At 36.0% G+C, this 15,907-nt stretch carries 18 protein-coding genes; 16 read left to right on the forward strand and 2 right to left on the reverse strand.

Annotated elements, in window-relative coordinates; genetic code table 11:
• Positions 1 to 8: 8 nt before the first annotated feature.
• Positions 9 to 1,172: a homocitrate synthase family protein gene (locus tag IJI93_RS10030; protein WP_292822662.1), complete on the reverse strand. Its 1,164-nt coding sequence runs from the start codon at positions 1,170 to 1,172 to the stop codon at positions 9 to 11.
• A gap of 48 nt (positions 1,173 to 1,220) precedes the next feature.
• Positions 1,221 to 1,766, reverse strand: a complete 546-nt coding sequence (gene cyaB, locus IJI93_RS10035; RefSeq protein WP_292822664.1) for a class IV adenylate cyclase — start codon at positions 1,764 to 1,766, stop codon at positions 1,221 to 1,223.
• A gap of 87 nt (positions 1,767 to 1,853) precedes the next feature.
• Here cyaB and IJI93_RS10040 point away from each other — a divergent pair, with 87 nt between their 5' ends.
• The 16 genes from IJI93_RS10040 to IJI93_RS10115 all read left to right on the forward strand — a co-directional run bounded on the left by IJI93_RS10040 (position 1,854) and on the right by IJI93_RS10115 (position 15,898).
• A complete protein-coding gene (locus IJI93_RS10040; RefSeq protein WP_292822666.1) occupies positions 1,854 to 2,891 on the forward strand; it encodes a glycosyltransferase family 2 protein in 1,038 nt (345 codons plus the stop codon).
• Positions 2,892 to 3,058: 167 nt separating this feature from the next.
• Complete coding sequence (locus tag IJI93_RS10045) at positions 3,059 to 3,604, forward strand: TATA-box-binding protein (protein WP_292605725.1); 546 nt, start codon at positions 3,059 to 3,061, stop codon at positions 3,602 to 3,604.
• Positions 3,605 to 3,616: 12 nt separating this feature from the next.
• On the forward strand, positions 3,617 to 5,416 hold the full coding sequence (gene serB / locus IJI93_RS10050; RefSeq protein WP_292822668.1) for a phosphoserine phosphatase SerB: 1,800 nt from the start codon (positions 3,617 to 3,619) through the stop codon (positions 5,414 to 5,416).
• Positions 5,417 to 5,459: 43 nt separating this feature from the next.
• Positions 5,460 to 5,621, forward strand: a complete 162-nt coding sequence (locus IJI93_RS10055) for a hypothetical protein (protein ID WP_292822670.1) — start codon at positions 5,460 to 5,462, stop codon at positions 5,619 to 5,621.
• Between the two features lie 140 nt (positions 5,622 to 5,761).
• Complete coding sequence (gene topA, locus IJI93_RS10060) at positions 5,762 to 7,915, forward strand: DNA topoisomerase I (protein WP_292822672.1); 2,154 nt, start codon at positions 5,762 to 5,764, stop codon at positions 7,913 to 7,915.
• Between the two features lie 192 nt (positions 7,916 to 8,107).
• Positions 8,108 to 10,825 carry an STT3 domain-containing protein gene (locus IJI93_RS10065; RefSeq protein WP_292822674.1) on the forward strand — a complete coding sequence of 906 codons (2,718 nt, stop codon included), beginning with the start codon at positions 8,108 to 8,110 and terminating at the stop codon, positions 10,823 to 10,825.
• A gap of 50 nt (positions 10,826 to 10,875) precedes the next feature.
• Positions 10,876 to 11,970, forward strand: a complete 1,095-nt coding sequence (locus IJI93_RS10070; protein ID WP_292822676.1) for a GTP-binding protein — start codon at positions 10,876 to 10,878, stop codon at positions 11,968 to 11,970.
• Positions 11,971 to 11,995: 25 nt separating this feature from the next.
• The gene (locus IJI93_RS10075) at positions 11,996 to 12,535 is read left to right on the forward strand and encodes an adenylate kinase family protein (protein ID WP_292822678.1); all 540 of its coding nucleotides are present in this window, start codon (positions 11,996 to 11,998) and stop codon (positions 12,533 to 12,535) included.
• A gap of 207 nt (positions 12,536 to 12,742) precedes the next feature.
• Positions 12,743 to 13,069 carry a hypothetical protein gene (locus tag IJI93_RS10080; RefSeq protein WP_292822680.1) on the forward strand — a complete coding sequence of 109 codons (327 nt, stop codon included), beginning with the start codon at positions 12,743 to 12,745 and terminating at the stop codon, positions 13,067 to 13,069.
• Entirely contained in the window at positions 13,056 to 13,415 is a 360-nt protein-coding gene (locus IJI93_RS10085) for a DUF2283 domain-containing protein (protein ID WP_366513298.1), read from the forward strand. Before IJI93_RS10080 ends, IJI93_RS10085 begins: the two co-directional genes overlap by 14 nt.
• A gap of 207 nt (positions 13,416 to 13,622) precedes the next feature.
• Positions 13,623 to 13,988, forward strand: a complete 366-nt coding sequence (locus IJI93_RS10090) for a ribonuclease P protein component 4 (RefSeq protein WP_292822684.1) — start codon at positions 13,623 to 13,625, stop codon at positions 13,986 to 13,988.
• Entirely contained in the window at positions 13,957 to 14,214 is a 258-nt protein-coding gene (locus tag IJI93_RS10095) for a YhbY family RNA-binding protein (RefSeq protein WP_292605745.1), read from the forward strand. The genes IJI93_RS10090 and IJI93_RS10095 overlap by 32 nt, the downstream gene beginning before the upstream one ends.
• A gap of 96 nt (positions 14,215 to 14,310) precedes the next feature.
• The gene (locus tag IJI93_RS10100) at positions 14,311 to 14,748 is read left to right on the forward strand and encodes a 30S ribosomal protein S19e (RefSeq protein ID WP_292822686.1); all 438 of its coding nucleotides are present in this window, start codon (positions 14,311 to 14,313) and stop codon (positions 14,746 to 14,748) included.
• A gap of 23 nt (positions 14,749 to 14,771) precedes the next feature.
• Complete coding sequence (locus IJI93_RS10105) at positions 14,772 to 15,128, forward strand: DNA-binding protein (RefSeq protein ID WP_292822688.1); 357 nt, start codon at positions 14,772 to 14,774, stop codon at positions 15,126 to 15,128.
• 5 nt (positions 15,129 to 15,133) lie between these two features.
• Positions 15,134 to 15,718: a hypothetical protein gene (locus IJI93_RS10110; RefSeq protein WP_292822690.1), complete on the forward strand. Its 585-nt coding sequence runs from the start codon at positions 15,134 to 15,136 to the stop codon at positions 15,716 to 15,718.
• A gap of 24 nt (positions 15,719 to 15,742) precedes the next feature.
• Positions 15,743 to 15,898: a 50S ribosomal protein L39e gene (locus IJI93_RS10115; protein ID WP_004032463.1), complete on the forward strand. Its 156-nt coding sequence runs from the start codon at positions 15,743 to 15,745 to the stop codon at positions 15,896 to 15,898.
• Positions 15,899 to 15,907: the final 9 nt, after the last annotated feature.

Consider the following 15,907-nt stretch of genomic DNA (forward strand, 5'->3'; position numbering starts at 1 on the left):
ATCATAACCTATTTTTTTGTATTTTTGACGATTTCCCTAAAGACCTTATCGTTGATGTATTTTCCTTCTTCCCTTTGTTTTTTGACTTGCCTTACGATTTCAATAAGTTCATCGTCACTCACGTCCAGTTCACATTCATTCAATTTGGCTCTAACAGCTCTGCATCCTGAATGCTTTCCTAAAACGAGCTGCCTTTTCTGGCCGACCAGTTCAGGAACGTACGGTTCGTAGCATAACGGCTCTTCAATAACGGCATCAACGTGAATTCCTGATTCGTGTCTGAATACGTTGTTTCCGACGACTGGCTTGTTGTATGGTATTGGAAGTCCGCTTGCCTTGGATACGATGTCTGAGAGTTCCTTGATGTATTTGGTCTTGAATCCTAAGTCTTTTCCATATAATATCTTCAAGGCCATAATCAACTCTTCAAGTGAGGCATTGCCTGCCCTCTCACCAATTCCATTCACGGTTGTTGAAATGCCTTTTGCACCTGCCAGAACACCGGTAATTGAGTTGATGACCGCAAGACCGAAGTCATTGTGGCAGTGAAGGGCAATATTAACGTCAATATCCTTTACAAGTTCCCTTACCATATAGTCAATGCCCTGTGGGGTGATTGCTCCTGTGGTATCGGCAATATGAACCCTGTCGGCACCGCATTCTTCAGCTTTTGAATAGATGCGTTTTAAAAAGTCGATATCTGTTCTTGTAGCGTCTTCTGCTGAAAATGCAACATACAATCCATGATCTTTAGCATAATCCACCGCAGTTTCACATAAGTTGATTGCATCCTGGCGGGTAATGTGCATCTTGTGGTCAAGGTGGATGTCTGATGTTCCGACGAATGTGATGATTCCGTCCACATCACAGTCAAGTGCGGCATCGATATCTTCAGGTTTTGTTCTGGTCAGGGCAAGAATGTCTGCATCAAGACCTTCATTTGCTATTGTCTTTACGGATTCCCGTTCTCTTTGGGAAACAATTGGAAAACCCGCTTCAATTTGATGTATTTTGAATTGATCAAGTTTTCTAGCTATTTCTAATTTATCATTAAGGCTGAAGCAGACGCCAGGGGTCTGTTCACCGTCTCTTAATGTTGTATCATAGATAATGAAATCTTCAGGAAAAGCGATTTCACTTTCCTTGTTATAGTGACTTATAAAATATTGCAAAATTAATCCCTTCTAAAATTGATTTAATATTTATAATATTAAGGTTGTTTATTTATATAGCTTTTCTAAAAGCTCCAGATATGAAGTTCTCTCAAAGCCATCTGTGATGCCCAATTTTTCAAACAATTCGAAAATGCTATTTTGAGCATCGTTGTAATCACTGCCATCCTCAAGAGCAATTTCTATTTCCATATAGGGGTCAAGATTTTCCACATCGTCCAATGAGATTTCAAAATTTTCATAGGTGTAGTACTGTCTGTTTTTCCTGACGGTTCTCACCATTTTGAATCCAATGGCTTCAAATATCTCGCTGCACTTTTGAGCTTCTTCAATGCCCATCTCTATTTCTTTTCTGGTTTTGCTTTTTTTATCAATTTTGGGTCCTTTATAAGTTATGAAAATGTTTTCATCATCATTTTCTCTTGTTGTTCTTATTCTCAATGCTTCATCTGTTTTGGCAAAGTCGACAACAGGGCTATTAAAGTAAATATCTTCCTGGAATTCCTTTTTTGTTTTCAAGGCTCCAAGTTCACTTAATTTTTTTTCCATATCTTCAAAACTATCAATTTTTGCTTTAACTTCTACTTCAATCATTTTTATCGGTTATATATTTGTCTTCAAATTTAATAATGATTTGTTTTGTCGAAAACTTAAATAGGATTTAATATATAAAATCAAGTAATGTCTGAATTTAAAGTATCCATAATCATTCCTGTTTTCAACGGCGAAAAGTATTTGTCCGATGCCCTCGATTCGATTGTCAATCAAAGCATTGGTGTCGATAATTTGGAGGTCATCATCGTAGATGACGCATCGACCGACGGCACTTGCGAGATAATAGACAGGTATTGTGATAAATATGCTAATTTCAAGGCTATTAAGCTGGAAAAGAATATGGGAGCTGCCTATGGGCCTCGAAATGTTGCTCTTGGTGAGGCGACTTCAGACTATATCATGTTTTTGGATGCCGATGACAGCTTTACGCAGGATGCCTGCAGGGTTTTATATGATGAGATATCATCATCAGGTGCGAATATTGTATTTGGAAGATACTTTAGGGTTTATGATGACTTCCGCCTCAAGTCCTATTCTCCATATGGTGATAATCTGGACATCAAAAATGACATGGAGTTTAATCCCACATTTCCGGGAGCGGTCTCTTTTTTATGGAGCAAAATCTTTTATAAGATGTTTTATGGAAAACAGAGCGAGATTAGAGATAGGGTTTTCATTTCGGACGTTCGCCAAAATCCTGAAATTCTAAAGATACTGCCTTCAATATGGACCAGAATATTTAAAAAGTCCATTGTGGACAAGTTTCCGGAGCTGATTACCGGTGAAGATTTGAACTTTGTTCTGGATGCCTATGATTCGGGAGAAATAGTTTTCCTCAACAACGAATTCATTACCAATTATTACATGCGTTTCGATACAAGCGATTTATCAATCACAAAAAACATTAATTTTAATCTGGTTTTGGATTCATTAAGAGCCTATAAACTGGCCATTATAAAATGCCAGAAATATGGCTTTAAAGGATATGATAAGATGGTCAATCCCTTTTTGCTGAATTACTTAAGTCTTTTAAAAAAAGGTGATTTCAGTAAAGATGAAATGAAAATTCTTTTAAGTGAAATAAAAGAAGTTGATGATATCTATAAAAATAAGGGGTTACTTGGATTTTTAATTGTTAAATTAATTAAGTTTTCAAGCAGATAATTTTTTTTATTTTTCATGAGATTTCTGAAAAAAATTTTTTCTTATATAATATAAACATACATTTATATACTATTTAAATTAAATATTTTATTAGTAAAAATTTAACTTACTTTTTTGTTTTCTTAAATTTTACTTACTAATTTTAATAACAAAGTGGAGGTTTTAAATTGACCGATGTTGATATCAAAATTGAAAACATTGTTGCTTCTGCAAGCATTGGTAAAGACATAGTTCTTACTGAAGTGTCACAAGCTTTAGAAGGGGTTAATTTTAATCGTGAACAGTTTCCGGGATTAGTTTTTAAACTTAAAGATCCTAAAACCGCAGCATTAATTTTCAGCTCTGGTAAGCTTGTATGTACTGGAGCAAAATCTATAGACGATTCCAAATTGGCAATCAAAAAGACTGTCGATTTAATGAGGACTGTCGACACAGACATCCCTGAGGAATTTGAAATTAAAATTCAAAACATTGTGGCTTCTGCAAACTTAGAATCCACATTAAATTTAGAAGCAGTAGCTTTAGAACTTGAAGATACTGAATACGAACCGGAACAATTCCCTGGTTTGGTATACAGATTATCTGACCCTAAAGTGGTTTTATTATTGTTTGGTTCTGGTAAAGTTGTATGTACTGGTGCTAAAACAAAAAGCGACGCTAAACTTGGTGTCGAAAGAGCTTACGACAGATTAAGTGAGCTAGATTTAATATAATTGGTGGTATTATTGATTAAACTTGTAGTATTTGACTTAGACAACGTTATTATTGATGGTGAAGCGATAGATGAGATAGGGAAATTAGCAAATGTTGAAGAGGACATAGCTGCAATCACTGAAAAAGCTATGCAAGGTGAAATTGACTTTGAAACTTCTATTAAAGACAGAGTACAACTTCTTGAAGGAACTTCTATTGAAGACATTGAAAAAGTTGCTTGTGATCTTCCATTAATGCCTGGCGCAGAAAAAACCATCAAATGTCTAAAAGATAAAGATGTAGATGTAGCTATCATTAGTGGTAGTTTTGACGTAGTGGCTGATAAAATTAAAGATAAACTTGGAGTTGAAACAGTTTATACTAATAGTTTCACAGTCGAAGATGGTAAATTAACTGGCGAAGTGACTGGTCCTTTAGTATCCGGAACCAAATTGGATGTATTAAAAGACCATGTCGAAGAAGCAGGAATTACTCTTGATGAAGTAGTTGCTGTTGGAGATGGCGCAAACGACATTTCCATGATTGAATCAGCAGGTTGCGGAATTGCATTCAATGCAAAAGACTCCGTAAAAGAAATTGCTGATGTAGTAGTAGAAGAAAAAGACTTATGCAAAGTCTTATGTGAAATTCTTAATCAATTAACCACTGAAGATGCTGAAACTGAAACTGTAGAAGACGAAGCTGAAGAAGCTGAAACCGAAGCTGTAGCTGAAGAACCTGTAGAAGAAGTCGCTGAAGCTGAAGAAGCTGATGAAGAAGTAGTTGAAGAGGCTGCTGAAGAAGAAGCTGAAGAAGCTGAAGAGGAAGTAGTTGAAGAGGCTGCTGAAGAAGAAGCTGAAGAAGCTGAAGAGGAAGTAGTTGAAGAGGCTGCTGAAGAAGAAGCTGAAGCTACTGAAGAACCTGCAGAGGAAGAAGCTAAAGAAGAAAAACCTAAAGCTAAAAAATCTAAAAAAGGCCTCCCTGAGTCTAATTTTGTTCTTGCTGACACCATGGAAGGGGTAAGAAAACAAAAAGACGAAAAAGAAGCTGAAATCGCTAAAGTTGCTGAAGAAAGAGAAGAATTCAATAAAATAGCTAAAGAACAACGTAAAATCAGAGATGAATTAAACGCATCTTTAAAAGAAAACTTAAACAAAGCTATTGAATACAGAAACGAGCGTAATGAAATCAACAAAGCTGTTGAAGCTGCTAAAAAAGCTCGTAATGATGCAAACAATAAGATTAAAAGTCTCGAATGGTCTTCTGGTAAACGCGATAAAATCAAAATAGAAAATGAAATCAAAAAGATTGATAAAATCATTGAAACTCGCGTTTTAGACATTAAAAAAGAAAATCAACTTGTTAAAAATGCAAATGATTTAAGAAAACAATTAATGGAAATTCACGAAGACGAATCAGTTAAAAACGAAGCACAAGAGCTCAAAAAATTATCTGAAGAAGAACACGAAAAAGTTATTGAACTTTCTGAAAAAGCACAAACTGCTCACGAAGAAATGCTCACCTACTTCAGAAAAACCGATGACATCAGGACTGCAGCTGATGAAGCTCACAAAAAATTCATCGAAGCTCGTAAGAATGCTTCAGCTAAACATGAAGAGTTCAAAGTTATCTTAAGCGATATTCATGTTATCAACAAAAAATTAGGTTCCAACAAACCTAAACGCAGAAAATCCGATAATAAACCTTCTGGCGGTGCTAATAAGAACCGTGAAGAAAAAGAAAGAGCTGAAGAAATCTTTGAAAAATTCAAACAAGGTGGAAAAGTATCTACCGAAGAGATTTTACTCTTGCAAAAATACAACATAGGTTAAGCAATTTAACCTATCTTTTTTACTTTTTTTTTAAGGTTATACAATGTCTGAAGAAAAAATTGAAACTTGTTTTATCTGCGGTAAGGAATTTGACATGAACAAGGCGGATTTAGGTTATTACAGGAATGGTCAATTTCCAATCTGTGATTTTTGCGCTGATTTTTACCGTTTTTACAATGAAGATATTCCTACCAAAAAGGAATAATTATTTTTTTTTAAATCACATGCCTGATGAAAATTTTAGGCAATTAATATATTATATATAAGTATTCTGCAAAATAGTAATATTTTTATATTAAAAATTTCATTAAAATATTTTATAAAAAATTTTTTTAGGTAAATATAATGCATGAAGTAATAATTTGCGAAAAACCGAGTTCGGCAGAAAAAATAGCCAAGGCACTTTCACCGAGTGCCAAAAAGAAAGTATACAATAAGAAAGTTAAATACTGGGAACTTCAAAGGGATTCTAAAGACATTACAGTACTGTCCGGTGTTGGTCATTTGTACTCACTGGTTCCCGAAAAAGCCAAAAGATTTAAAGTTTCCTTTGATCTTCATTGGGCACCTTCCCATGAAGTCAACAAAAGTAGCGCATTTACAAGAGATTACCTAAGAGCCATTAAAAAATTCGGTAAAAATGCTGATTCTTACATTCATGCTTGCGATTACGATGTTGAAGGGACTTTAATAGGATACAATGCTTTAAAATACGCTTGCGGTCAGGATTCCCTGAACAATGTTTCAAGAATGAAGTTTTCCACTTTAACTAAGAAGGATATTGTGGATGCTTATGAAAACAGAATAGATATTGACATGCATCAGGTAGACAACGGTATAGCACGCCATATTCTTGATTATTACTTTGGAATGAACATTTCCATTGCCTTGTCAGATTCCGTTAAGAGAACCAAGCACAGATTTTTAAAGTTGTCTGTCGGCAGAGTCCAAACTCCTACACTGTCCATTTTGGTAAAGCGTGAAAAGGAAATCCGAGAATTTGTTCCTGAACCTTATTGGGTTATTAGGGCAATTCTTGATTTTGAGGATATTGAAATCAGGCATGTCGAGAGAAATATCTTTGACAAGGCCCGTGCTGACGAAATCTTCAATAAATGCCAGGGCAAAGATGCTGTCGTAGATGAGATTGAGTTTACAAAATCAAAAACCAGGCCGCCTGTTCCGTTTAACTTAAGCGGTCTTCAGGCAGAAGCATATAGCGTGTTTGGTTTTTCACCAAAAAGAACTCAGATTGCGGCTCAAAATCTTTATAGTGCAGGTTATACTTCTTATCCACGTACATCATCCCAGAAATTGCCGGAAAGTTTAGGTTTTGAAAATATATTTAAGCAGCTGTCTGCAAACAGCGAGTTTAAAAAGCATATTTCCAAATTGCCTTCAAAATTAAGGCCTAACAACGGTAAAAAGGAAGATGCTGCTCACCCTCCAATCCATCCAACCGGAATCCTTCCAAAATCACTCAACAAGGACGAGCAAAAAATCTACAATTTGATTGTTTACAGGTTCATTGCCGTGTTCTTTGAATCAGCCGAATTCGAAACCATGAGTGCCACTTTGGACATTGAGGATGAGAAATTCAAGTTCAAGCGCAGACGGGTTACACATAAGGGATGGATGGAACATTATCCGTTCAAAAAGATTGATGATGAAAAATTCCCTGAAGTCAGTGAAGGGGACTTGATGAGCGTTAAGGAACTTATCAAGGATGAAAAGGAAACCAAACCTCCTGCCCGCTACAATCAGGCTTCCCTGATTAAGGAACTTGAAAAGAAAAACCTTGGAACCAAGGCAACCAGGGCGGATATTGTCGATAAGCTATACGACAGAAAGTATATCGAAGGCACAAAGATTGAAGTCAACAAATTGGGTGAAGACCTTATTGACACCTTAAATACCTATTGCAGCGATTTGACTAGCGAAGAGCTTACAAGGGATTTGGAAAACAAGCTTGAAGGAATAAATCAGGATGAAACCACTAAGGAAAGCGTCATTGATGAAGGCGAAAGGGATGTTAAGGACATTCTGGTTGATATAGATAAGAATCAAAAGGGCATAGGCTCCAAATTGTATGAGGCTTATCAGGCAACCAATATTGTTGGCGAGTGCAGTTGCGGAGGAAAGCTTGTCAAAAGGGAAGGCCGTTATGGAAGCTTTGTAGGATGCACCAACTATCCTGATTGCAATGTAACTTATTCCCTTCCGAAGAATGCTTCAATCATCAAAAAGACCTGTGAAACATGCGGGCTTCCGATGATTGCTGCGGGAAAAGGCAAAAACCGCAGGGAAATGTGTCTTGACCCTAACTGCGGAAAGGACACCACCAAAAAATACACACCGGAAGAAGTGGGAATCTGTCCTAAGTGCGGTAAGCCTCTCCTGAAGAGATCAGGCAGATTCGGTGAATTTGTTGGCTGCAGCAATTTCCCGAGATGCAAGTTCACATGCTCTTTGGAAGACCTTGAAAATAAATTGGAATAATTTTCAATTTTTCCTATTTTTTAAAGCAAACATAATATTTAATAATGTTGAATTTAATATATACTATTCAATAAAAATATTTTTTCATATCATATCAAATATTTTTATTTATTTCTAATAATTTTAATTATAACTTATTTAAAATTCTTGATTTATGGAATTTAAGATTAACGAGATGAATAGAGGATTTCTATGAATAAACAAACAATTTTAACAATAAGCAAATCAATAATCATTATCTTGATTTTGTTAGCTTTTGTTTTTGCATTAAAAACTCCTGCGGCCGATTTGCCAATCCTCAGTGATGACATTAAAGGGGATTATGTGGATTCTTCAGGCCTTCCTTATTTCAGTGAAATGGATTCATATTATAACTTAAGGCTGACCGAGAATTTTATAGATCATGGTCATGTAGGAGATGAATTGATAAATGGTAGTGCGTGGGATATGCATAGGTACGCTCCCGACGGTAATAAGATTGATTATGAGTATGCCATTGTATATGTCACTTCATGGTTACACGACTTAGCGAATAATTTATTTGGTGGTAATTATTCTGTAAAAGAAGTTGCTTTCTGGACAGGAGCATTGATATCCACTTTTGCAGTAATTCCTGCATTCATATTTGCAAGAAGAATTACTAACGATTATGGTGCAATTGTCGCAACATTGATTATAGTGCTTGCTCCAAACTACTTTGCACACACATTCCCTGGATTTTTCGATACAGATATGTTCTATTACATATTCCCACTGTTCTTTGTATTCTTCTTCATCGAAGCCTTAAGAACAGACAATATGATTTTGAAAGTAATTTATGCAGTATTATCTATTTTGGCTATAGGACTGTTCTCCTTCTCATGGACTGGTTATATCTTTTACATAGGTATGATGGGAGTATTTGCCGTAGCTTATTTGATTGCATGCTACTTTTTCAATGTTGGGGATGACCAGGACGATTACTCAAGCAAGCTGGATTGGCTGATACATAACAAGGATTTATTGACAATTGTAATCCTTGGTGTCATCGGATTCGTTTTCCTTGGAATTTTCAAAGGTGTGGATGGAGTTCTTGGAATATTTTCAAGCTTAACCGGTTTATTAAACTTGCAATCCGCTTCCGTTGTTGTAGGTGGATTCCCGAATGTACTTATTTCCGTTGCAGAGATGCAAATGCCGTCTTTGCTTGGTAGTGGAATGACTTCTGCATTTTTAGCTAATACTAATGGTGTAGTTAACGGTATGGGTGGAATTGCAGTATTGTTCGCTGGTTTAATTGTATTATATGTTTTAGTATCCAGATCTTTCAAATACCGTACTGCAAAAGGTTCCAAAGGCAGTTCCAAAAAACCGCAAAAAGGTAACAGAATGTCTGCAGCTAAAAAATTGGATGATGACCGTAAATTTAAGATTTCTTTATCTGATTTGAAATTCGGTGGAAATAATGATATTTTATCCGATAAACGTTTAACTGTAATGTATGCAACATTATTTGTTGTATGGATTGTAATTGCTGCACTTGCGGTAAGTAGAGGTTCAAGGTTCATTACAACCATTGTATTGCCGTTTGCTTTGCTTACTGGTATTTTTGTCAGTTATGCAGGAGATTACATTAAAAACAGATTAAATGATGATAGGATTTTAGTTGTTATTTTATTCCTGTGCGGATTTTTAGCGGCAGTTCCATTGGCAACAATTAACACCATTTATGGAATAGCAATATTCCTGGTAATTCTTGCTGTTGGACTATTTACCATTTACGGAATGAAATCTGACGCTTCAGTTAAAGTTCCGCTTAAAAAGACTGTTGTAATAATAGCTATTGTAATCGCACTTGTATCACCGTCCGTTTGCGGTGCGTACATGATTTCCGAAACAGTTGTGCCTGGTACTCAGGACCACATGTGGAATGCAATGCAATGGATTGATGAAACTCAAAGCAATGATACAGTCATCACATCCTGGTGGGACTTCGGTTACCTCTTTGAGATTGCTGCTGATAAACAAGTAACATTCGATGGGGGTTCTCAGACTGGAGGCCGTGCATTCTGGCTGGGTAAGGCAATGACAACCGATGATTTGGAGTTATCTGCAGGTATCTTCAGAATGTTGGATTCAAGCGGAGACAGGGCTGTTGAGAAACTTGTCAACGTTACAGGAGACACAGGTAAATCCGTCGACATGCTGATTGATATTTTACCGAAATCATCCAGTGACGCTCAAAAAACATTGGTTGACAAGTACAAAATATCCTCAGCAGATGCCAGTGAAGTAATTTCATACACTCACCCTGAAAATCCACGCCCTGTAATATTCGTGGCATCTTCCGATATGCTTCAAAAGGCAGGTTGGTGGACCTACTTTGGTTCATGGAACTTTGAAAACCAGACTTCCGTAAACTATAACTATTATGTTCCTACTGAAGGGGGCGCAGAAATTGCACCGGGTTCATCCGGCAATGCAACAATTCTCGACTCCCAGGGAATGAAAGTGAATGCAGTTATTGAAAGGGGAACTGGAAACAACACAACCTCAGCACATATTGAATCAGTACATTCAGAGAATGATGAGAAAATTATGGTAAACGGTAGTGAATACAACCCATTAAAAGCATCCCATATTCTTTTAGTTGAAGACAATATTATCATGAAAAATGAGTCAATCAAAGGTGCAGAAGATGGAAACTTCACATTATTCTTAATGGGTAGTGATAATTATTACACACCTATTTTAATCCATAATAAACTGGTCAATTCAATGTTTACCAGATTATACCTATTGGGTGGAGCCAATCAGGATATTTTCACCAATGTGCACACCGAAACAGGTGTAATGTTGTATAAAGTAAACTTTGAAAATACTGTAGCGGGTGGATCCAGCGGAAACTCCACTAGCAACTCAACTAATTAATCAGATTAGGATTTTCCTAATCTTCCTTTTTTTTATTTAATGGTGATTTAATGGGAATAGAAGACAAGATAAAATCTATCGAAGAGGAAATTCAAAAGACACCCTACAATAAGGCTACTTCACACCATATCGGTAAACTCAAAGCTAAACTTTCAAAATTGAAAGAGGAATCTCTTCAAAGAAGCAGCGGCGGGTCCAAAGGTCAGGGGTTTCATGTTAAAAAATCCGGTGATGCCACTGTGGTCTTGGTGGGGTTTCCTTCTGTCGGCAAATCCACATTATTGAATAACATTACAAATGCCGAAAGTAAGGTTGGAGCTTATCAGTTCACTACATTGGACATAGTTCCGGGTGTAATGGAGCATAAAAATGCAAAAATTCAAATCTTCGACATCCCGGGAATCATTACAGGTGCAAGCAGCGGTAAAGGAAGAGGTAAGGAAATCTTGTCTGTTGCAAGAACTGCTGATTTGATATTGGTGGTTTTGGATACTTTCAATCCACAACACATTGATGTAATCATAAACGAACTTAGGGCAATTGGAATCAGGCCAAATGAACATCCTCCTGACGTGACTGTTAAGAGAAAGAAGTTAGGTGGTGTAAAGGTCTCTTCAACATGTCCGCTGACCCACATGGATGAAAAGACAATCAGGTCAATTTTAAACGAATACGGATATATCAATGCCGATGTGCTGTTCAGGGATGATGTGACAATGGACCAGTTCATTGACGTGCTTGACAGAAACAAGTCATATGTTCCGATGTTGGTTCTTCTAAACAAGGTGGATTTGGTTGATGAGGCTTACATTGAAGAGCTGAAGAAATACATTCCGGAATTCATTCCAATTTCCGCTGACAAGAACACAAATATTGATGAGCTGAAGGACATAATATTTGATAATCTTGACCTTGTAAGGATATATTTAAAGCCACAGGGCAGAAAAGCGGACATGGAAGATCCGTTAGTAATCAAAAAGGGCTCTACTGTAATTGACGCATGCAGAAAACTTCACAGGGAATTCGTTAAGAATTTCAGACATGCAAAGGTCTGGGGAACATCCGTCAAATTCCCGGGTCAGAAGGTAGGTCCCGACCATGTGCTTGACGATGAGGATGTATTGAGAATTATTTTGAAAAAATAATTCCTTTTCTTTTTTTTAGATATTTATGAATAGAGTTATTTTTATCAGTGGAACTCCCTGTACGGGAAAAACTACTGTCAGTGAAATTTTAGCTTCAAGATTGGATTGCAAATTAATCAAAATCAATGATTTGGCTTTAGAAAATGATTTCGTTTTGGGAATTGATGAGGATAAGGGATATAAGGTCATTGACATTGACAGACTGAACGAAAAGGTTATGGAAATAATATCCGGCAGCGGAGAATTGCTTATTTTTGAAGGACATTTGGCTCATTTATGCGATGGCGCCGATAAGGTAATCGTTTTAAGGGTAAGGCCTGAAGTTTTGGAGACAAGGCTGAAGGCACGCGATTATTCACAATCCAAAATCCGTGAAAACCTTGAGGCTGAAGCCATGGGCGTCTGCACAGCGGAAGCCTATGATATCCATTCCGATAAGGTTTCGGAAATTGACGTGAGTGATTTGACAATTGATGAAATCGTAGGGTTGCTTTGTGACATTGTCAATGGCAAAGTCGACTTTCCAATTGGCGAAATTGATTTTATGGACTGGCTCATTGATTGACTTTAGACACATCAATTTTTCACATTCAGGTTATTCTTTTTAATTCGCTTCAATTTTTCTTATTCGCTTTAATTTTTACTTGTTTTTTATATATCATCTCCTATGATTTTACACACTTCAATAACATTAATATATTAGGGCATTCATATATTTAACTAACTTATTGGCCAGTTAAAGTTACAATTAAATATATTGTGAGGTTAATCTATGAAAGATTATTCTTTAAGAGAAGCGTTGAATATTTTTTGTAATGTGAATCAATCAGCCATTCTTCATTTAAAGTTTCATTTCCATGAAAAGAATCATGAAAGACATTCACATTCGGAATTGTGGATGCAATCTTTCTTCAATCATAAATTGTTGGGGATAATGAAGCAGGGATACAATAAATTTAAGCTATGCTATATCCACCCTATTAAAAAGCAAAAGGATTTATATCTTATTGCCGTAATAAATGAGGATAGCAGCATCTCTTTGTTAACAACATATGAAGGAAATATTTCTAGGAGGATTGGTGATAATGAAAGAAGATAATTCCTTAAAATGGAGTTATGACCATGAATTTGACATATTATTCATTCATCGTATTGAAAAGTATGAATATGAAGAGTCAATTGAAATGACTTGTGATGTTATCATGGATTTTGATACTCTTTTAAATCCTTCCGCATTTGAATTTTTAAATGCTTCTAAAATATTTAAGGCAAATAATGGTGATTTGTGCAATATTGAGAAAATTAAGGTACATGTTTCCATAAATGAAGATTTAATAAAGTTGTATGTTGATATTTTCACACAAAATGACAAATTTGATACCATTAAAAAGTTCATTAATGATATTAATGCTCCTGATTGTGAAAGAGACATGTTTGCTTCATGAATATTATTTTTTTCTTTTATTTTTCAAATCAGGTTATTTTTCCCAAAATACATAACCTTTATAAATAGGGATATACATAATTATTCTTAATATTCATATTAACCTAAGGTTAATCTTTAACTATGGTTTTTGTTTTAATTTGCGCAAATCATTTTAATTCAATTTTGAATATTATATCCTATTTTCATAATTATGAGGAGGATATTTTTGAGTAGAGGAAAAAGACCAAAGTGGATGACTGATATAGCAACTGAAAGGATGAACATCCTTTTTGAACGTGCTGAGATGGAATTCATCACCCATCCCGAGCGCAGTAACCGCTATACCGAGCTTGCCTTAAAGCTGTCCACCAAATACAATACCAAAGTCCCTGAAAAATGGAGGAGACGGTACTGTAGGAAATGCAAGAAATTCCTTTACCCTGGCTACAATTGCACCGTCCGGCTGGTTAACTCTGAAGTTAACATTTTTTGTGGTGAATGTGGTCATGTCATGAAGATTCCTTATAGAAAGGAAAAGAAACTTAAAAGGAGAGCTAAATATGAGTCAATCAAAAAAAGAAATGATGAATAGAGCTCTTTCCGCGATGACAATTAACATTGGCAAAGCAGGCGTAAACGACAATGTCATTGAAGAAATCAAACGCCAACTTGAAGCTAATGAAATTGTTAAACTTAAATTTGCAAAAAATATCGCTAGAGATAAAGATGATTACATCGACGAAATTGTCACTAAGACTAGAGCCAAGCTCATAGACGTAAGGGGACATGTTGCTGTAATCTACAAGAAAAAGCCTTAAACATTATAAATTTAGAGTTACAGGCCCTATTTTTTTAGGTCTTAAATTTACAGTGGATTAAGCTACAATTATTTAATAAAATATTGGAGAATTAATATGACTACTGTATTTGATGTACCTGCAGATTTATTAATTGAAAAAGTCGCAGAAGAATTTAAAAATAATGATAAAATCAATTCCCCTGCATGGTCCAATTTTGTTAAAACTGGTGTTCACAAGGAAAGAAAACCAGAAAATGCAGATTGGTGGTATGTAAGAACTGCTTCTATCATCAGAAGAGTTTATATGGATGGTCCTGTGGGAGTTGTTAGTTTAAGAACTTTCTACGGTGGTAAAAAAGACCGTGGTGTACGTCCTGAAGTATTTAGAAGAGGTAGCGGATCTATCGTTAGAAAAGCACTTCAACAATTGGAAGACGCAGGATACGTAGAGAAAGTCGAAGGTGGAAGAGTTGTTTCCCCAGCAGGAAGATCATTCTTAGATAAAATTTCTGCTGAAATTATTAAAGATATTCCTGAACTTGAAAAATACTAATTAATTTATTTGGAGAGTTTGATATGAGCGATTTAGATGAAATTCGTCAAAAAAGAATGGCTGAACTCCAAGCCCAACAGGCTGCTATGCAAAATCAAGCACAGCAGCAAGCAGTAGCTCAAGCTCAGCAACAAGAAGCTCAAAGACAAATGGAAGCTCAGAAGAAACAGATTTTAAATCAAATCATGACTCCTGAAGCTCGTGCTAGATTAGCTAATCTCAAATTGACCAAACCGGAACTTGTAAGTCAAATTGAAATCCAATTGATTCAATCCGCTCAAGCCGGAAGCTTAAGAGGAAAAGTAACTGACGATCAGTTGAAAGTGCTCTTGAGAAACATTGCTGGTCAAAAAAGAGAAATCAAAATTACAAGGAAATAATGTCGATGAAAGCTGGAGTATTGTATAGCGGTGGTAAAGATTCATCCTTTATGGCTGTCATGCTTAAAAGATTGGGTCTTGACGTTGAATTATGCACTGCCAACTTTGGTGTTTACGAATCATACATTCCAGCGGCCAAATCAGCAAAATCATTGGGTTTTACACACAGGGTCCTTGATATGGATTTTGACCTTTTGGATAAGACCTGCGACATGATTATGGCGGACGGATTTCCCAACGAGGGAATCAAGTTCATTCATGAAAATGTCATAGAAAGGATTGCTGAAGATTATGACATTATTGCGGACGGGACAAGACGTGATGACAGAACTCCTAAATTGACCGTCAATCAGATAAGGAGCCTTGAGGATAGAAAAGATGTCCAATACATAAATTTGGACAGTTTCGGTCACAAATCCGTTAAGATGATAACATCCAATCTATTCGAAATATCTCATGAAAAGTCAAACAAGGACAACAGTTCGGATTATGAGGTTGAAATAAGGACATTGATTGACGAGAAGGGAGGAAACTCATTGGACATATTCCCAGAACATTATCAAACTCGTGTTATCGGATATAAAAAATAATTATTATATGTTACAGGTGAGAAAATGAGTAGAAATAAACCATTAGCAAAAAAATTAAGAATGGCAAAAGCAAACAAACAAAATAGGAGAATTCCAATCTGGGCTTATGCTAAAACTAACCGTAAACTTAGATACAGACCAAAACCTAGACATTGGAGAAGAAACAGTCTTAAATTATAAGAGGGGTTA

Origin of the sequence: Methanobrevibacter sp. (assembly GCF_017431965.1) — an archaeon.
GTDB lineage: Archaea > Methanobacteriota > Methanobacteria > Methanobacteriales > Methanobacteriaceae > Methanocatella.

Excerpts from the sequence above, each read along its gene's own strand:
- IJI93_RS10080 (WP_292822680.1), top strand. The coding sequence starts at position 12,743 with ATGAAAGATTATTCTTTAAGAGAAGCGTTGAATATTTTTTGTAATGTG.
- IJI93_RS10095 (WP_292605745.1), top strand. The coding sequence starts at position 13,957 with ATGAGTCAATCAAAAAAAGAAATGATGAATAGAGCTCTTTCCGCGATG.
- IJI93_RS10100 (WP_292822686.1), top strand. The coding sequence starts at position 14,311 with ATGACTACTGTATTTGATGTACCTGCAGATTTATTAATTGAAAAAGTC.
- IJI93_RS10115 (WP_004032463.1), top strand. The coding sequence starts at position 15,743 with ATGAGTAGAAATAAACCATTAGCAAAAAAATTAAGAATGGCAAAAGCA.
- IJI93_RS10075 (WP_292822678.1), top strand. The coding sequence starts at position 11,996 with ATGAATAGAGTTATTTTTATCAGTGGAACTCCCTGTACGGGAAAAACT.
- IJI93_RS10110 (WP_292822690.1), top strand. The coding sequence starts at position 15,134 with ATGAAAGCTGGAGTATTGTATAGCGGTGGTAAAGATTCATCCTTTATG.
- topA (WP_292822672.1), top strand. The coding sequence starts at position 5,762 with ATGCATGAAGTAATAATTTGCGAAAAACCGAGTTCGGCAGAAAAAATA.
- IJI93_RS10085 (WP_366513298.1), top strand. The coding sequence starts at position 13,056 with ATGAAAGAAGATAATTCCTTAAAATGGAGTTATGACCATGAATTTGAC.
- IJI93_RS10040 (WP_292822666.1), top strand. The coding sequence starts at position 1,854 with ATGTCTGAATTTAAAGTATCCATAATCATTCCTGTTTTCAACGGCGAA.
- IJI93_RS10070 (WP_292822676.1), top strand. The coding sequence starts at position 10,876 with ATGGGAATAGAAGACAAGATAAAATCTATCGAAGAGGAAATTCAAAAG.
- IJI93_RS10065 (WP_292822674.1), top strand. The coding sequence starts at position 8,108 with ATGAATAAACAAACAATTTTAACAATAAGCAAATCAATAATCATTATC.
- IJI93_RS10055 (WP_292822670.1), top strand. The coding sequence starts at position 5,460 with ATGTCTGAAGAAAAAATTGAAACTTGTTTTATCTGCGGTAAGGAATTT.
- IJI93_RS10105 (WP_292822688.1), top strand. The coding sequence starts at position 14,772 with ATGAGCGATTTAGATGAAATTCGTCAAAAAAGAATGGCTGAACTCCAA.
- cyaB (WP_292822664.1), bottom strand. The coding sequence starts at position 1,766 with ATGATTGAAGTAGAAGTTAAAGCAAAAATTGATAGTTTTGAAGATATG.